The organism is Gammaproteobacteria bacterium, from assembly GCA_019911805.1.
Classification (GTDB): Bacteria; Pseudomonadota; Gammaproteobacteria; order Thiohalobacterales; family Thiohalobacteraceae; genus JAHJQQ01.
The window spans coordinates 1-16,646 of sequence record JAIOJV010000034.1; the positions used below are offsets into that span (position 1 = coordinate 1).

Here is a 16,646-nt window from a genome sequence, read left to right on the forward strand (position 1 = left end):
ATCCCGAATCCCGAATCCCGAATCCCGAATCCCGGTTGCCCGCCTCCGCCCGACCCCGTACCATCCCCTCTTTTCATTTCCCGCATGCGCGCCCGGAGGCGATCACGTCCATGAGTTCCCTGCGTACCCATTACTGTGGGCGGCTGAACGCATCCCATATCGATCAGGACATCAGCATCTGCGGCTGGGTACACCGTCGGCGTGATCATGGCGGCGTGATCTTCATCGACCTGCGCGATCGTGAGGGTGTGGTGCAGGTGGTGTTCGACCCGGACGCCCCGGAGTCTTTCCAGGTGGCCGAGCGGGTGCGCAGCGAATATGTCCTGCAGGTGCGTGGCACGGTCCGCCGCCGTCCGGCCGGGACCGAGAACCCGACCATGCCGACCGGCGAGGTCGAGATCCTGGGCGGGGCACTGACCATCCTCAATACCGCCGAGACACCGCCCTTCCAGATCGACGACGATGAGATCGGCGAGGAGCTGCGGCTGCGCTATCGCTACATCGATCTGCGCCGGCCGGTCATGCAGCAGCGCCTCCAGCTGCGCGCACGCATCGCCCGCCAGTTGCGCCACTTCCTGGACGAGCGCGGCTTTCTGGACATCGAGACCCCGATCCTCACCAAGACCACGCCGGAAGGCGCGCGCGATTATCTGGTGCCGAGCCGCACCCACCCCGGTGAATTCTTCGCCTTGCCGCAGTCGCCACAGCTGTTCAAGCAGCTGCTGATGATGAGCGGTATGGACCGCTATTATCAGATCGTGCGCTGCTTCCGCGATGAGGATCTGCGCGCCGACCGCCAGCCGGAATTCACTCAGCTCGACATCGAGACCTCGTTCCTCGATGAGGACGAGATCATGGGCCTCATGGAGGACATGCTGCGTGGGCTGTTCAAGGAGGTGCTGGACGTCAACCTGCCTGAGCCGTTTCCGCGCATGACCTACGCCGAGGCCATACGCCGCTTCGGCGTCGACAAGCCGGACCTGCGCATCCCGCTGGAGCTGGTCGATGTCGGCGATCTGATGCGCGCTGTGGACTTCAAGGTGTTCTCCGCACCGGCCGTCGATCCACAGGGTCGGGTCGCCGCCCTGCGCCTGCCGCAGGGCGGCAGTCTGTCGCGCAAGGAGATCGATGACTATACACAGTATGTCTCGCGCTACGGCGCCAAGGGCCTGGCCTACGTCAAAGTCAACGACGTGACCAAAGGCCGTGACGGTCTGCAGTCGCCGATCCTCAAGTTTCTCCCGGATGCCGCCATCGCGGGCATCATGGAACGCACCCGGGCGACCGATGGCGACCTGATCTTCTTCGGTGCCGACCAGGCCCGTGTGGTCAATGAGTCGCTGGGTGCGTTGCGCATCCGGCTCGGTCACGACCGCGGCTTGCTGATCGGCACTTGGGCACCGCTGTGGGTGGTCGGCTTTCCGATGTTTGAACGCGACGCGGACGACAGCCGCTGGGTGGCACTGCATCATCCATTCACCGCGCCGGACAGCGACGACGCCGAGGCGTTGCGAGGCAATCCCGGCGAGGCGCTGTCGCGCGCCTACGACATGGTGCTCAACGGCACCGAGCTCGGCGGCGGTTCGATACGTATCCATCGTGAGGCCATGCAGACGGCGGTGTTCGATCTGCTCGGCATCGGCCCCGACGAGGCGCGCGCGAAATTCGGCTTCCTGCTCGATGCCCTCAAGTACGGTTGCCCCCCGCACGGCGGCATCGCCTTCGGCCTCGACCGCCTGGTGATGCTCATGGCCGATGCCCACTCGATTCGCGACGTCATGGCCTTCCCCAAGACCCAGACCGCCGCCTGCCTGCTCACCGACGCCCCGTCGCCGGCCGACGAGAAACAACTGCGCGAACTCGGCATCCGACTGCGGGCGAAGGCGGCGGAGTAGGTTGATGTGAACCGCCAGGGCCGATGAGACGAACCGCCAAGACGCCGAGGTCGCCAAGAAAGGCGGGGTGAACCGCCAAGACGCCAAGAACGCCAAGAAAGACGGGGTGAACCGCCAAGGCGCCAAGACGCCAAGAATGATCAAGTTGTTCGCAAGCGTTGAATCACGAACCGGCAGCCAAGACCGTTGGCTACTACGTCCAGAACCAGCACAAAACCTAACACAAGTATTTTCTTGGCGTCTTGGCGCCTTGGCGGTTAAAAAAGATTTTCTTGGCGACCTCGGCGTCTTGGCGGTTCGTCTCATCGGCCCTGGCGGTTCGCCTCATCTGTCTTAGCGATTCACATCGAATGACATCGCACGGTTTCAAGCGGCCCGAATCTGTCCTGGTGCTGGTCTACACCGCCGCCAGCGAGGTGCTGCTGCTGCGCCGACGTACGCCGGACGATTTCTGGCAGTCGGTGACCGGCAGCCTGGAGTGGGATGAGACGCCGGGGCAGGCGGCGCGGCGCGAATTGCTCGAAGAGACCGGTCTGGCCGCCGATGCGGCGCTGATCGACTGCCACATCACCCACCGTTTCCCCCTCCTGCCGGCCTGGCGGGGCCGCTATGCGGCGGACGTCACGCACAATATCGAGCATGTCTTCAGCCTGGAGTTGCCCGCCCGGGCAGCCGTCCGGATCGATCCCCGTGAACACCTGGACTACCGCTGGGTCGCCCACAGCGAGGCGCTGGTGCTCGCGAGCTCCCATACCAATCGCGACGCCATCCTGGCCTGTATACCGGCCGCTCGGAGCGACTAGTGCACCGTCAAGGTGCCTAGGAAAATCTTTTTGAACCGCCAAGACGCCAAGAACGCCAAGAAAATCTTTTTCAACCGCCAAGGCGCCAAGACGCCAAGAAAATACTTTCTTTAGGTTTTGTGTTGATTCTGGACACAGTAGCGAACGATCTTGGCTGCTGGTTCGTGGTTCAACCCCAGTGTACGACTTGATCATTCTTGGCGTCTTGGCGCCTTGGCGGTTCATCCCGTCTTTCTTGGCGACCTCGGCGTCTTGGCGGTTCGTCTCGTGTCTTTTGTGGCGCTTTGGCGGTTCAACTTGTTCCGGTGCTAGAATCAGCCCGTTCCGAACACCGAATGAGGCAGTCATGGCAGGTCACAGCAAATGGGCGAATATCCAGCACCGCAAGAACGCCCAGGATGCCAAGCGTGGCAAGATCTTCACCAAACTGATCCGTGAGATCACCACCGCCGCACGCAGCGGCGATCCAGATCCCGCCGCCAATCCGCGCTTGCGTCTGGCGGTGGACAGGGCGCTGGGCGCCAACATGACCAAGGACACCATCGAGCGTGCCATCAAACGCGGTGCCGGGGCGCAGGAGGGTGAGAACTACGAGGAGATCCGCTACGAGGGGTACGGCCCCGGCGGTGCCGCGGTCATGGTCGACTGCATGACCGACAACCGCAACCGGACCGCCTCGGAGGTACGCCATGCCTTCGCCAAGCACGGCGGCAACCTCGGCACCGATGGCTCGGTGGCCTACCTGTTCACTCCGCACGGCGTACTGAGTTACCCGGCCGGCAGCGATGAGGATCAGATCATGGAGGCGGCGCTGGAGGCCGGCGCCCAGGATGTCGTCAGCAACGACGATGACTCCGTCGATGTGCTCACCGATCCGGCCGAGTTCGGTCAGGTCAAGGAGGTCATGATCGCCGCCGGGCTTCCGCCCGAGCAGGCCGAGGTGACCATGCGCCCCAGCACCAGCGCCGTGCTGGACATCGAGGCCGCCACCTCCATGGTCAAGCTGCTGGATGCACTGGAGGATCTGGACGACGTCCAGCAGGTCTACTCCAACGCGGACATCGCCGAGGACATACTAGCGCAGCTGTGACGTGCAGCTGTAGGGTGCGTCGAGGCGCAGCCTGACGCACCGGACCCGCATATCCGCGGCACGTCGCTTGCGCCGACGCACCCGACACTCACTAGGTTCTAGAAGTCAGGGCCGGGGAAAATCACCGTCGGTATCCGGCTCATGCTACGATCCCTAGACCCTAGAACCTAGCACCTGATTTTATGCGCATCCTCGGCATCGACCCCGGCTCCCAGATTACCGGTTTCGGCATCATCGATGTCGATGGGCCGTGTTGCCGCCACCTGCATAGCGGTCACATCAAGGTCGACGGCGCGGCGCTGCCGGAAAAACTCGGTGTGATCTTCTCAGCAGTGCAGGCGCTGGTCGCGGAATGGCGGCCACAGGAACTCGCCATCGAACGGGTATTCATGGCGCGCAATGCCGATTCGGCGCTCAAACTCGGTCAAGCGCGCGGTGCGGCCATCTGTGCTGCCGTGGGTACGGTGCCCACCATCGCCGAATACAGCCCGAGTGAGGTCAAACAGGCCATCGTCGGCAAGGGTGGCGCCACCAAAGAGCAGATCCAACACATGGTGCGCGTGCTGCTGAAACTCACCACGCAGCTCCAGCCCGACCAGGCCGATGCCCTCGCCATCGCGTTGTGCCACAGCCACATGCGCCAGACACTGAGCAGGATCCCCGGTGCGCGCGCCGCGCGCGGCGGGCGTTTCCGGTGATCGGTTTTCTGTGTGGCCGGCTGGTCGTAAAACACCCCCCGGTGCTGCTCATTGACGTCAACGGTGTGGGCTACGAGATCGAGGCGCCCATGACCACGTTCTACGATCTGCCCGAGACCGGCGCCGAGGTCACCCTGCATACCCATCTGGTGGTGCGCGAGGATGCGCACACGCTGTTCGGTTTCCTGCGCCTGTCCGACCGGGCGCTGTTCCGCTCTCTGATCAAGGTCAGCGGCGTCGGGCCACGCATGGCGCTGGCGATCCTGTCGGGCATGAGCGCCGACACCTTCGTGCGTTGCATCCAGGACAACGATACCGCCGCACTGATCCGTGTGCCCGGCGTCGGCAAGAAGACCGCCGAGCGCCTGGTGGTGGAGTTGCGCGACCGCTTGGACAAGGGGATGGGCGGCGTTACGGGGCTGCCGACGGCCATCGACAGCGGCCCGGTCAACCCGGTGGAGGAGGCGGTCCGCGCCCTGATCGCACTCGGCTACAAGCCACCCGATGCCGCGCGCATGGTCCGCGGCGTCGAGGCCAAGGGGCTGGGTGTGGAGGAGATCATCCGCCGCGCGCTGCAGGCGGCCGCGAAATAACCCGCTGCTCCTTACGGGGAGGCGATAGTCGTAGGCGTAGGGGGCGTCGAGGCGCAGCCTGGACGTGGCGCACGGCGGAGATCCTGGTGCGTCGCTGCGCCGACGCACCCTACGAAAACCTCTGCTGCGTCGCCGGTATCGGCGCATGGACAGGGTTCGCTTCCGGCCGCCTATCGGGTATCTTCCCCGCATGACCACCGACCGCCTGATCGACCCCCATGCCGCCTCCACCGACGAGGAGCGCATCGATCGCGCCATCCGGCCGAAGCTGCTCGCCGATTACGTCGGCCAGCCACAGGTGTGCGCCCAGATGGAGATCTTCATCGGCGCGGCGCGGGCCCGTGGTGAGGCGCTGGATCACGTGCTCATCTTCGGGCCGCCCGGCCTGGGCAAGACGACGCTGGCGCACATCGTTGCCAACGAGCTGAACGTCAATCTGCGCCACACCTCCGGGCCGGTGCTGGAGAAGCCCGGCGACCTGGCAGCCATGCTGACCAACCTGGAACCGCACGACGTGCTGTTCGTCGACGAGATCCACCGGCTCAGCCCGGTGGTGGAGGAGATCCTCTATCCGGCGATGGAGGACTACCAGCTCGACATCATGATCGGCGAGGGGCCGGCGGCGCGCTCCATCAAGCTCGACCTGCCGCCGTTCACCCTGATCGGCGCCACCACCCGCGCGGGCCTGCTCACCTCACCCCTGCGTGATCGCTTCGGCATCGTGCAGCGTCTCGAGTTCTACAACCAGGCGGATCTGGCCAGCATCCTGCTGCGCTCGGCGGGCATCCTGGGCGTGGCGACGACGCCGGAAGGCGCGCAGGAGCTCGCCAAGCGTTCGCGCGGCACCCCGCGGATTGCCAACCGCTTGCTGCGGCGGGTGCGTGACTACGCCCAGGTCAAGGGCAGCGGCTACATCGACGCCGACATCGCGCATCAGGCGATGGATCTGCTCAGTGTCGACAGCCACGGTTTCGACACCATGGACCGCACCCTGCTGACGACGGTCATCGACAAGTTCGACGGCGGGCCGGTCGGCGTCGACAGTATCGCCGCAGCGATCGGCGAGGAGCGCGGCACCATCGAGGATGTGCTGGAGCCGTACCTCATTCAACAGGGCTTCCTGATGCGTACCGCGCGCGGACGCATGGCCACCCGCAAGGCCTATCTGCACTTCGGCCTGCAGCCGCCGGTACGCTCGAGCGACCCCGACAGCCCGTCGCTGTTTGACGCCGTCGAAAAATAGGCGTATATACTCGCGCCCGCGGGGAGCTGGTTTTTGTGCGCGACTCCCCGGGTGTCCCGGCGCTGCCGGGGACGATCATCTTTTGCTGGATCTTTCCCGAAACGTATGTTGCGAGTGCTCCCCGTAGTGCTCCCCGTCCTGCTGTGGATGCCCTGGCAGGGCCTGGTCGCCGACCCCCTGTACCCCGATGCCGGAACTCCCACCCGCTGGTTCTTGTCTCTCGACAAGGACCGGGACGGCTATCTGGACAGCCGCGAGCTGCAGCTGCACCCGGAATGGGCGCAGGCGGTCAGGACGGCGGATCGGGACCACGATTGGCGCATCGATCACCGTGAGTTCCTGTCCTTGCTGGATAGGCTGCGCGCGCGCCGGTAAGCTATGCCACTGAATCGCGGGGCACGGCACCCGCTGGGCTGCGGCATCGATGGGGACAGGCGGGGAGAACAGGCAGGATGCGAGGATTCCGCTGGCCGGTGCGTGTCTACTATGAGGATACCGACGCTGGCGGCGTGGTCTACTACGCCAACTACCTCCGTTTCATGGAGCGGGCCCGTACCGAGTGGCTGCGCAGCCTGGGGGTCGAGCAGGACCGCCTGGTCCGCGAGCAGGGGATCATCTTTGCCGTGACCGAGGCCGAGCTGCGTTTCAAGCGTCCCGCACGCTTCAACGACGCCCTGGAGGTCACGGCACGCGTCATCGAGCGCCGTCGCGTCAGCCTGCGCTTCGCCCAGACCGTGCTGCGTGGCGACGAGCTGTTGTGTGAAGGCCGTATCCAGATTGCCTGTCTGGACAGCGCCGTCTTCCGTCCCCGGGCCATCCCGAAAGAGCTGCTGAAGGAGATCGTCGATGTCGACTGATATGTCCATCCTGCATCTGATCACCGGTGCAAGTGCGGTGGTGCAGGTGGTCATGGCACTGCTGGCCATCATATCGGTCATTTCCTGGACCATGATCTTCCATAAATGGCGTGCCCTGGGCGATGCCCTCGAGGGGGCCAACACCTTTGAGAAGCGCTTCTGGTCGGGCGGCGACCTGGGGACACTGTACAAGGAGGTGTCCGAGGCGCCCGATGAGGCGCGCGGTATGGCCGATATCTTCGAGGCCGGCTTCAAGGAATTCGCCCGTCTGCGCAAGCAGTCCGGCAATGACTCCCAGGCACTGATCGAGGGCGTACAGCGCTGCATGCGGGTGGCCCTGTCGCGCGAGATCGATCGGTTGGAGATGAACCTGTCGTTTCTGGCGACGGTCGGCTCGACCAGTCCCTACGTGGGCCTGTTCGGTACGGTATGGGGTATCATGAATTCGTTCCGCGCCCTCGGCAATGTGCAGCAGGCGACCCTGGCCATGGTGGCGCCGGGTATCGCCGAGGCGCTGGTGGCGACCGCCATGGGTCTGTTCGCGGCCATCCCGGCGGTGGTCGCCTACAACCGCTACTCGAACGATGTCGAGCGCCTGATCAACCGCTACGACAACTTTCTGGAGGAGTTTTCCTCCATCCTGATGCGCCAGGTACACAACTGATGGTGCCGCTCGCACCCGCCAGCGCCGAATCTGAGGTGCCCGTCGCAGGCGTGGGCGGTGCCATCGTGCCAGACTGGGGCGCCTGAAGACATGGCCAGACAACGCATCCGCAAACGCCCCATGGCCGAGATCAACGTCGTGCCCTACATCGACGTGATGCTGGTCATGCTGGTGATCTTCATGGTGACGGCGCCGTTGTTGCAGCAGGGCGTCCAGGTGGAGCTGCCGCAGGCGAGCGCCACGCCGCTGCCGCCCGATCAGGGCGAGCCGCTGGAACTGAGTGTGGACGCTGAGGGTAATTATTACCTGAACGTGGGGGGCGACCCCAAGACGGCGCTCGACGAAGAGACCATCGTGCAGCGCACGGCAGCGGTGCTGCGCCGCAAGCCGACGACGCCGGTGCTGGTACGTGGCGACCGTAGCGTCGACTATGGCACGGTGGTGCGCGCCATGGTGCTGCTGCAGCAGGCGGGCGCGCCCAATGTCGGCCTGGTCACCGAGGGTACGATGCCCAGGCGTGGGCGCTGATCCATGTTTCAGGTCGTCAAGGATCACCCCCGTGCCTTCCTGTACGCTGTGCTGGTGCATCTGGCGCTGATCGGCATGCTCATTTTCAGCCTGGACTGGACCCTCGAGCCGGCCGGCGGTCCACAGCAGTCGCAACCGGTGCAGGCAATCGTCGTCGACGAATCCAAGCTCGAGGCCGAGTTGGAGCGCCTCCAGCAGGCTGAGACGAAGAAGGAGCGCGAGGCGGCCGAGCGCCTGCACCAGATCGAGGCACAGACCAGGCAGGCGGAGGCCAGCCGCGAGCGCGAGCAGCAGCGCCTGCAGGAATTGAAGACGAGGCAGGAGGCCGAGGCGCAGCGGCTCAAGGAACAGGAGGCCCAGCGCAAGCTGGAGCAGCAGAAGACGGTCGAGGCGCAGCGGCAGCAGGAAGAGCTGGCACGCAAGCAGCAGGCCGAAGAGAAGCGTTTGGCGGAATTGGAGGCCAAACGTAAGATGGAGGTCGAGGCCAGGCGCAAGGCGGAGGAAGAGACCAAACGCCGGGTCGAGGCTGAGGCGCAGGCGGCTGCCGCGGCGAAGGCCAAGGCCAAAGCGGAGGCAGAAGCCAAGGCCAAGGCGGAGGCAGCGGCCAAAGCGGAAGCAGAGGCCAAGGCCAAGGCCGAGGCGGAGCGCAAGGCTGCGGAGAAGGCCCTGCAGGAACAGTTGGCAGCGGAACGCGCGGCGCGGGACGCGGCACGCGCAGAGGCCAATCAGCGTTTGGTAAATCAGTATGTCGGCGCCATCCAGGCACAGGTCAGGCGCAACTGGCGCCAGCCGCTGAATTGGCAGGGCCTTTCCTGCACGGTGCAGGTACAGTTGATTCCGGGTGGCGACGTCGCGCGGGTGCAGATCGTGCAGAGCAGCGGCGATCCGGTGTTCGACCGGTCGGTGGAGGATGCGGTGTACCGCGCCGCACCTCTGCCACTGCCGCCCGACCCGGCGCTGTTCGAAAGCTTCCGGACGCTGCGCTTCGTATTTGTGCCCAGGTGATAGAGCAAGGATTGAGGATGATGCCAAGAATTCTACGTGACCTGATCGTGGCGCTGGCCCTGTGGGGTTTCGGGACGGCGGCGCAGGCCGCCCTGACCATCGAGATCAGCGAAGGTGTCGAGGGCGCCCTGCCGATCGCCGTAGTGCCCTTCGGCTGGGCCGGCCCGCAGGCCCTGCCGGAGGACATCGGTGCCATCGTCGCCGCGGATCTGCAGCGCAGTGGCCGGTTCGCCCCGCTGGCCCCGGCCGATATGCTGTCGCGTCCGACCCAGGCGGCCCAGGTGAACTACCGCGACTGGCGGCTGCTGGGCGTCGACAATCTCGTCATCGGGCATATCGAACCGGCCGGTGCCGACCAGTACACCATCCAGTTCCAGGTGCTCGACGTCCTGCGTGGCCGGCAGGTGACCGCCTACAGCGTGCCGGCGAGCCGCACCCAACTGCGCCGCGCCGCGCACTATATCGCTGACCTGGTCTACGAGGCGCTGACCGGCGAGCGCGGTGCGTTCAACACGCGCATCGCCTATGTGACTGTCAAGCGTGCCGGTGACGCGAAGCAGTACGAGCTGCAGGTCGCCGATTCCGATGGCTACGGGCCGCAGACCATCGTGCGTTCCAAGGAGCCGATCATGTCACCGACCTGGTCGCCGGACGCACAACGCATCGCCTACGTGTCGTTCGAGAAACGCCGTGCAGAGATCTATGTGCAGGACATGCGCACCGGCACGCGTTCGCAGGTGGCGGCCTTCGCCGGCATCAATGGTGCGCCCGCCTGGTCGCCGGATGGGTCGCGGTTGGCGCTGACACTGTCGCGCGACGGCAACCCGGAGCTCTACGTGCTGCGCCTGGCGGACGGCAACCTGCGGCGTATCACCCAGTCACCGGCCATCGACACCGAGCCGGTATGGATGCCGGACGGGAACAGTCTCGTCTTCACCTCCGACCGCGGTGGCGGCCCGCAACTCTATCAGGTGGCCGTCAGCGGCGGTGCGCCCAAGCGGCTCACCTTCGAGGGTAACTATAACGCCAGCGCCGATGTCTCGGCCGACGGCCAGCGCCTGACCTTCGTGCACCGCGATACCGGCGGACGGTTCCGCGTCGCCGTACTGGACCTGAATCGCCGGCTGCTGCAGGTGATCAGCGAGGGCAGTCTGGATGAGTCGCCGAGCTTCGCGCCCAATGGTCGCATGGTCCTGTATGCGAGCGAATCGGGTAATCGCGGCGTGCTGGCGGCCAGTTCGGTCGATGGCCGCTTCGGCCAGCGGCTGAGATTCCAGGAAGGTGACGTACGGGAGCCCGCCTGGTCGCCGTTCCTGCCGCGTTAGGTTCCAGCTGCCAGCGTCGCGGCAAGCAGGTGCCAGTGCGAACCCCGGTTCTGGCACCTGGCATCTGGAATATGGATTTTGACCATCAACGATCTGAGGAGAGTGTTATGTACGCAATGTGGAAACCGGTATTGCTGGCCTGTGTCGTGGCACTCGTCAGCGGCTGCAGCAGCATGGGCAAGAAGGCCGACGGTGATGTCGCGATCGACGACCGTGGCATGGGGGCGACCCAGGAAGGCGCCGTGAGTGAAGGCTACGGCACCGGTGGCATGTTCCAGGGTATGTCCATCGACGATCCCGCCAGCCCGCTGTATCAGCGCGTCATCTACTTCGAGTTCGACAGCAGTGAAGTGCGTGGCGCCGACCGCGAGCTGGTGTCCAATCACGCCGCGTACCTGGCTCAGAACCCGACCGTGCACGTGGTGCTCGAGGGCCATGCCGATGAGCGCGGCTCACGCGAGTACAACATCGGTCTGGGCGACCGCCGCGCGCAGGCTGTGCGTAGCATGCTGGAATTGCAGGGCGTGAGTGCGCAGCAGATCAGCACCGTCAGCTACGGCGAGGAGAAGCCGGCGGTCGACGGTCATGATGAATCGGCGTGGTCCCAGAACCGACGCGTCGAGCTGATCTATCAGGGGCAGTGAGATGAGGGTCCGTCACGCGACCCGGGCAGTGGTGTTGCTCGCCGCGGCGCTGGGCAGCGCGGCGGTGCCCGCTGCGCGCGAGCCCAGCCTGGAGAGTCGGGTCGAGCGGCTCGAGGGCCTGCTGCAGAGCCAGGGGCTGGTGGACCTGCTCGCACAGGTGCAGCGATTGCAGCGCGATCTCCAGCAGCTGCGTGGTGATGTCGAGGTGCAGGGCCATACGCTGGAGCAGCTGCGGCAGCGCCAGCGCGACCTGTACGTGGACATCGACCGGCGACTGCAGCAGCTGGAGGCCGGTCGCCCGGGTGTGTCCACCGATCCGACCGTGGTCCCCGGCATGCCCGCCGCTCCACCGCCTGCATTGAATGATGTGGCCCCGGCGCCTCCGGGCATGCCGACCGCGCCTGCGCCGGCAGCCGCCGTTGCCGATGACCCCGCGGCCGAGGGGAAGGCCTACGACGAGGCCCTCACCATCCTGCGCGAAGGCCGCTATGCCGAGGCGGCGGAGGCCTATCGGCAGTTCCTGGCCACCTATCCGAACGGTCGCTATGCGGGCAATGCGCAGTACTGGCTGGCCGAAACCTATTACGTCACCCGGCAGTTCCAGCCCAGCCTGGACGAGTTCAATACGCTGATTACGGCTTTCCCCGACAGCCCCAAGGTCCCGGACGCGCAGCTCAAGATCGGCTACATCCACTACGAACAGGGCAACTGGAAAGAGGCGCGTGCCGTGCTCGAGGCGCTGGTGCAGCAATATCCCGACAGCACCGCCGCGCGGCTGGCCGGCGAACGCTTGCAGCGTATGACCCGCGAGGGGCGGTAGGCGTTATTGGTCGCGAACCTCAAAGCCGGACTTTTACCACGAAGGACACGAAGGACACGAAGGAAATCTTATTGCCACGAAACCCACGAAGGCCGATAAGGGTGGGTGCTGACTTTTTGGTTTTTTTTGTGAATTACGGGGTTTTGCGGCCAATACGATTTTGGTTTCCTTCGTGTCCTTCGTGTCCTTCGTGGTAAAAGTTCTGGTTTTGGGTTTTGCGGCCAAGACGATTTTGATTTCCTTCGTGTCCTTCGTGTCCTTTGTGGTAAAAATCCGGTTTTGAGGTTCGTGACTATTGCCATTCCAGGGCCTTTCGGGAGCGCGGTACGCTTGTAGTAAACTGCGCATATGAACGAAACGGCGTCTGTGGTGGCGGATGCCCCGGTGGCGGGGCGTCTGCGGATCACCGAAATCTTCCTGTCGCTGCAGGGCGAGTCGCGCAGTGTCGGCTGGCCGACGGTCTTTATCCGCCTGACCGGCTGTCCACTGCGCTGTGGCTATTGCGACACCACCTATGCGTTCCAGGGCGGCGAGTGGCGGTCGCTGGATGACGTCCTGGCGCGCACGGCGGACTTCGGCGTGCGCCATGTCACCGTCACTGGTGGGGAGCCGCTGGCGCAGAAGGCCTGTCTGCCGTTGCTCACGCGGCTGTGCAACGCGGGCTATGCGGTGTCGCTGGAGACCAGCGGCGCCCTGGACGTGGCGCGCGTCGATCCGCGCGTCGTCAAGGTCATGGACCTCAAGACACCCGGCTCCGGCGAGGTCGAGCGCAACCGCTACTGCAATCTGGAGCACCTCAATCCCCGCGACCAGATCAAGTTCGTGCTCTGCGACCGTGCCGATTACGACTGGGCCCGGGGGCAGCTCGAAAAGTATGAGCTGCCGGAGATCTGCGAGGTCCTGTTCTCCCCCGTGCAGGGACGGCTCGCGCCGCGCGAGCTGGCGGACTGGATCGTGGCAGACCGCCTGCCGGTACGCTTCCAGATCCAGCTGCACAAATACCTGTGGGGCGATAGCCCCGGGAAATAGTAGGCGCGGGCTGTGCCGAGGCGCGGTCCGGTCGCAGCCCGGGTGCGCGGACAGACCAAATGGCCACGGAAACACACGGAAATACACGGAACGAAAACCCAACGCAGTAGCGTCTTCCGTGTCATTCCGTGTGTTTCCGTGGCCATTGAACAGGTTCGGCGCCAGGCCCGGGCGGGCCTGTCCGCGCACCCGGGCTGCGGATTGAAATCCCGGCGGCAATCCCGAAGGACTGCGCATGCAAGCCAAGGCCGTTGTGCTGCTCTCCGGCGGACTCGATTCCGCGACCGTACTCGCCATCGCGCGCGATCAGGGCTTCGCCTGTCATGCCCTGAGCCTCGACTACGGGCAGCGGCATCGTGTGGAGCTGGCGGCGGCGCGGCGGGTGGCGGCGGCCCTGGGCGTGGTCGAGCACAAGATCATCGGCCTCGATCTGGCCACGATCGGCGGCTCGGCCCTGACCGATCCGGCTATCGCCGTTCCGCAGGCGCCCACCGAGGGCATCCCCGTGACCTATGTGCCGGCGCGCAACACGGTATTTCTGGCCCTGGCCCTGGGGTGGGCAGAGGTGCTGGGCGCCCGGGATCTCTTCATCGGTGTGAACGCCGTGGACTACTCCGGCTATCCGGACTGCCGCCCGGAATATATCGCCGCCTTCGAGCGTCTAGCCAATCTAGCCACACGTGCGGGCGTGGAAGGTGCCGCCTTTCACGTCCACGCGCCGCTCATGCGGATGAGCAAGGCCGAGATTATCCGTACCGGGATAGGGTTGGGGATGGATTATGGTCTGACGCTGTCCTGCTATGCGGCGGATGCTGCGGGCCGGGCCTGCGGGTGCTGTGACTCCTGCCGGCTGCGGGCCGCAGGCTTCATCGCCGCCGGTGTGCCGGATCCCACCCGCTATGTGGCGGATTGAGTCGGCCGGCGGGTAATGGCTTATCATGCCGAAAAGGACATTTCAGTCACTGGAACACACGGAAGGCACGGGGAAACAGTACATTCCCGATGCTGAAGGCGCCTGTGGGGGTATGGCCTTGTCCGTGTGGTGCCGGTGGCCGGCCACCGGCGCTTTCTGGTAGAGACGGGTGCGTAGACGTGCCCAGCATGAGGGACTGACATCATGGTTTTCGACGATTTCGCCACGGCCCAATCGGCCTTTCTCTGGGGAAGCTTTGCGATCGCGGTGATCCTTGGCTTCGTGGTCAACAAGACCAACTTCTGTACCATGGGCGCGGTCTCGGATTGGGTGAATATGGGCGATACCGGCCGTTTTCGCGCCTGGGTGTTCGCCATCGCCATCGCCATGCTGGGGGTGGCCGGCCTCGAATACAGCGGGCTGGTCGCGCCGGGCGACGCCTTCCCACCCTATCGCGCGGGCCAGTTGATCTGGGCCGAGAATCTTCTCGGCGGCATCCTCTTCGGTATTGGCATGACGCTGGCGAGCGGTTGCGCCAACAAGACGCTGATCCGCATCGGCGGCGGCAACCTGAAATCGGTGCTGGTGCTGCTGGTGATCGCCGTGGTCGCCTACTTCATGGTCAACCCCTTCCCCGGCAGTGACCAGACGCTGTTCACCCTGCTGTTCTACGACTGGATCCGGCCGTTGGCGGTCAACCTCAAGACCAGCCAGGATCTGGGCGCGGTGCTCGGCGGCACCGCGAACGCCCCGCTGCTGCGCCTCGCCATCGGCGGGGTACTGGGTCTGGCGTTGCTGGTGTACGTATTCAAGTCGGCCGATTTCCGCGGCCGTTTCGACAATATCCTCGGCGGCCTGGTGGTCGGTCTGGCGGTATTGGGCGCCTGGTATCTCACCAGCAACGTACTCATCGATCTGGATGGCGAGCAGTATGCGCCGCGCGAATACGCCCAGCAGTGGGACTTCCTCGCCGACTCCCCCGCAGGCAAGCCGGCCGATACGCGACCCCTCAGCCCGCAGTCGTTCACCTTCGTCAATCCCATGGGGCAGACCCTCGGCTACGTGTCCGCGGGCATGAAGAGCACCTATCTGACCTTCGGTGTGATGTCGCTGTTCGGCGTGCTCCTGGGTTCGTTTCTGTGGGCGCTGGTCAGTCGCGGTTTCCGCTTCGAGTGGTTCGCCAGTGTGCGCGACTTCGTCAACCACTTCATCGGCGCCCTGCTGATGGGTCTGGGCGGCGTGCTGGCATTGGGCTGCACCATCGGTCAGGGGATCACCGGCATCTCTGTGCTCGCCATCGGCTCCTTCATCGCCTTCGGCGGCATCGTCCTGGGCAGTGCCCTGACCATGAAGGTGCAGTACTACCGCATGGTCTACGAAGACGAGGCGAGCCTCCCGGCGGCGCTGATCACTGCCCTGGTGGACCTGCGGCTGCTGCCGCAGGGCATGCGCCGGCTCGAGGCAGTCTGACCCTCACGCGCTGGGGCACGGGCCGGCCGGGGTGTTCGTGCAACCCCGGCTCGGGTATCATGTCCCGCTTTCCAACCACGGGGGTCGTTAGCTCAGGTGGTAGAGCAGGAGACTTTTAATCTCTTGGTCGTAGGTTCGAGTCCTACACGACCCACCAATTTATAATATAATTCATGGCGTTATAGTATTCTCGCCAAGGCATTTTATGTGGAACCGAGAGGCCGCATAGAAGCCCGCTCTCATTTCAAAAACGAAGTGGTTACCATGACAGTTGATCTCAATAGCCGTTACGGCTTGAATCCTGCGCATAGTGAAGTGATAGAGGCGTGCCAAATTATTGCGCCGTGTAATACGTTAGACATGGGCTGTTCAAATGGGCGTAATGCTGTGTACCTCGGCCAACTCGGGTTTAACGTTACGGCGATAGATGCTAACCCCGGTGCCATTGATATGCTGCAAAACATTATTAATGAAGAGCGGCTGACCAATATTAAGGCTGAAGTGTACGACATTAACCATGCGAGCCTCGGTGTGGACTATGGCTTTATTGCCTGCACGGTAACCCTCATGTTTCTTGACCTAGGTCGTGTTGATGCTGTGATTGCCGACATGCAAGAGCGTACTCTGCCCAGTGGTTATAACCTCATTGTTTGCGCCATGAGCACTGCAGAGCACCCATGCCCAGTTAGCTTTCCGTTTACCCTAAACGCAGGGCAGTTGCGTGAAGCTTATGAGGGCTGGGAGCTGATTAAGTACAATGAAGACGTAGGTACGATGCACAACGGCGCACAATTGCAGTTTGCGACCATGTTGGCGCGGAAGCCCAGTTAACTAAATTAATGATAAGGGCCGCCCGGCCTCGAAATAGCTAACTTTTTGCAAGAGACGACGTCGCCCCATCTTGAGTAGCAGCGTCATTTAGAGTCCAATTCCATACCCGGGGAATTACCTGGCGCTATAGATTATCGGCAAAAAAATGGCCATAGGCGTACCCATGGCCACGCTTGCCAGCTCCTTCGATGCTGCGATCTGATACAGGTTAGGCAGGCGGCAGCAACGTCGGAGATCC

General features: G+C 64.1%; 19 protein-coding genes and 1 tRNA gene. All 20 read left to right on the top strand.

The features are described 5' to 3' along the window. The first annotated feature begins 119 nt into the window (after nucleotides 1-119). The 20 genes from aspS (at nucleotide 120) to tehB (ending at nucleotide 16,408) form a co-directional block, all read left to right on the top strand. Entirely contained in the window at nucleotides 120-1,895 is a 1,776-nt protein-coding gene (gene aspS, locus K8I04_02900) for an aspartate--tRNA ligase (protein MBZ0070670.1), read from the top strand. Between the two features lie 67 nt (nucleotides 1,896-1,962). Continuing rightward, nucleotides 1,963-2,232, top strand: a complete 270-nt coding sequence (locus K8I04_02905; protein MBZ0070671.1) for a hypothetical protein — start codon at nucleotides 1,963-1,965, stop codon at nucleotides 2,230-2,232. Nucleotides 2,233-2,245: 13 nt separating this feature from the next. Next, nucleotides 2,246-2,698, top strand: coding sequence for a dihydroneopterin triphosphate diphosphatase (gene nudB, locus K8I04_02910; GenBank protein ID MBZ0070672.1), 453 nt, complete (start codon nucleotides 2,246-2,248; stop codon nucleotides 2,696-2,698). A 346-nt stretch (nucleotides 2,699-3,044) separates the two neighbouring features. Beyond that, complete coding sequence (locus K8I04_02915; GenBank protein ID MBZ0070673.1) at nucleotides 3,045-3,788, top strand: YebC/PmpR family DNA-binding transcriptional regulator; 744 nt, start codon at nucleotides 3,045-3,047, stop codon at nucleotides 3,786-3,788. 182 nt (nucleotides 3,789-3,970) lie between these two features. Further along, nucleotides 3,971-4,486: a crossover junction endodeoxyribonuclease RuvC gene (gene ruvC, locus K8I04_02920; protein MBZ0070674.1), complete on the top strand. Its 516-nt coding sequence runs from the start codon at nucleotides 3,971-3,973 to the stop codon at nucleotides 4,484-4,486. Further along, nucleotides 4,483-5,079 carry a Holliday junction branch migration protein RuvA gene (gene ruvA, locus K8I04_02925; GenBank protein ID MBZ0070675.1) on the top strand — a complete coding sequence of 199 codons (597 nt, stop codon included), beginning with the start codon at nucleotides 4,483-4,485 and terminating at the stop codon, nucleotides 5,077-5,079. Before ruvC ends, ruvA begins: the two co-directional genes overlap by 4 nt. A 190-nt stretch (nucleotides 5,080-5,269) precedes the next feature. Then, nucleotides 5,270-6,322: a Holliday junction branch migration DNA helicase RuvB gene (gene ruvB / locus K8I04_02930; GenBank protein ID MBZ0070676.1), complete on the top strand. Its 1,053-nt coding sequence runs from the start codon at nucleotides 5,270-5,272 to the stop codon at nucleotides 6,320-6,322. Nucleotides 6,323-6,427: 105 nt separating this feature from the next. After that, nucleotides 6,428-6,697 carry a hypothetical protein gene (locus K8I04_02935; protein MBZ0070677.1) on the top strand — a complete coding sequence of 90 codons (270 nt, stop codon included), beginning with the start codon at nucleotides 6,428-6,430 and terminating at the stop codon, nucleotides 6,695-6,697. A gap of 77 nt (nucleotides 6,698-6,774) precedes the next feature. Continuing rightward, entirely contained in the window at nucleotides 6,775-7,179 is a 405-nt protein-coding gene (ybgC, locus tag K8I04_02940) for a tol-pal system-associated acyl-CoA thioesterase (GenBank protein ID MBZ0070678.1), read from the top strand. Continuing rightward, on the top strand, nucleotides 7,169-7,843 hold the full coding sequence (tolQ, locus tag K8I04_02945) for a protein TolQ (GenBank protein MBZ0070679.1): 675 nt from the start codon (nucleotides 7,169-7,171) through the stop codon (nucleotides 7,841-7,843). The genes ybgC and tolQ overlap by 11 nt, the downstream gene beginning before the upstream one ends. A gap of 90 nt (nucleotides 7,844-7,933) precedes the next feature. Further along, a complete protein-coding gene (gene tolR / locus K8I04_02950; GenBank protein ID MBZ0070680.1) occupies nucleotides 7,934-8,371 on the top strand; it encodes a protein TolR in 438 nt (145 codons plus the stop codon). Nucleotides 8,372-8,374: 3 nt separating this feature from the next. Continuing rightward, the gene (tolA, locus tag K8I04_02955; GenBank protein MBZ0070681.1) at nucleotides 8,375-9,376 is read left to right on the top strand and encodes a cell envelope integrity protein TolA; all 1,002 of its coding nucleotides are present in this window, start codon (nucleotides 8,375-8,377) and stop codon (nucleotides 9,374-9,376) included. 20 nt (nucleotides 9,377-9,396) lie between these two features. After that, nucleotides 9,397-10,701, top strand: coding sequence for a Tol-Pal system beta propeller repeat protein TolB (gene tolB, locus K8I04_02960; protein ID MBZ0070682.1), 1,305 nt, complete (start codon nucleotides 9,397-9,399; stop codon nucleotides 10,699-10,701). Between the two features lie 107 nt (nucleotides 10,702-10,808). Beyond that, nucleotides 10,809-11,345: a peptidoglycan-associated lipoprotein Pal gene (pal, locus tag K8I04_02965; GenBank protein ID MBZ0070683.1), complete on the top strand. Its 537-nt coding sequence runs from the start codon at nucleotides 10,809-10,811 to the stop codon at nucleotides 11,343-11,345. 1 nt (nucleotide 11,346) lies between these two features. Then, a complete protein-coding gene (ybgF, locus tag K8I04_02970) occupies nucleotides 11,347-12,165 on the top strand; it encodes a tol-pal system protein YbgF (GenBank protein ID MBZ0070684.1) in 819 nt (272 codons plus the stop codon). A gap of 348 nt (nucleotides 12,166-12,513) precedes the next feature. Further along, entirely contained in the window at nucleotides 12,514-13,194 is a 681-nt protein-coding gene (gene queE / locus K8I04_02975) for a 7-carboxy-7-deazaguanine synthase QueE (GenBank protein MBZ0070685.1), read from the top strand. Between the two features lie 235 nt (nucleotides 13,195-13,429). Continuing rightward, nucleotides 13,430-14,107: a 7-cyano-7-deazaguanine synthase QueC gene (queC, locus tag K8I04_02980; protein MBZ0070686.1), complete on the top strand. Its 678-nt coding sequence runs from the start codon at nucleotides 13,430-13,432 to the stop codon at nucleotides 14,105-14,107. 204 nt (nucleotides 14,108-14,311) lie between these two features. Then, complete coding sequence (locus K8I04_02985) at nucleotides 14,312-15,577, top strand: YeeE/YedE family protein (GenBank protein MBZ0070687.1); 1,266 nt, start codon at nucleotides 14,312-14,314, stop codon at nucleotides 15,575-15,577. 81 nt (nucleotides 15,578-15,658) lie between these two features. Beyond that, nucleotides 15,659-15,734, top strand: a tRNA-Lys gene (locus K8I04_02990). A 107-nt stretch (nucleotides 15,735-15,841) separates the two neighbouring features. Further along, nucleotides 15,842-16,408 (top strand): tellurite resistance methyltransferase TehB, encoded by a 567-nt coding sequence (tehB, locus tag K8I04_02995; GenBank protein ID MBZ0070688.1) that lies wholly within the window; start codon nucleotides 15,842-15,844, stop codon nucleotides 16,406-16,408. Nucleotides 16,409-16,646: the final 238 nt, after the last annotated feature.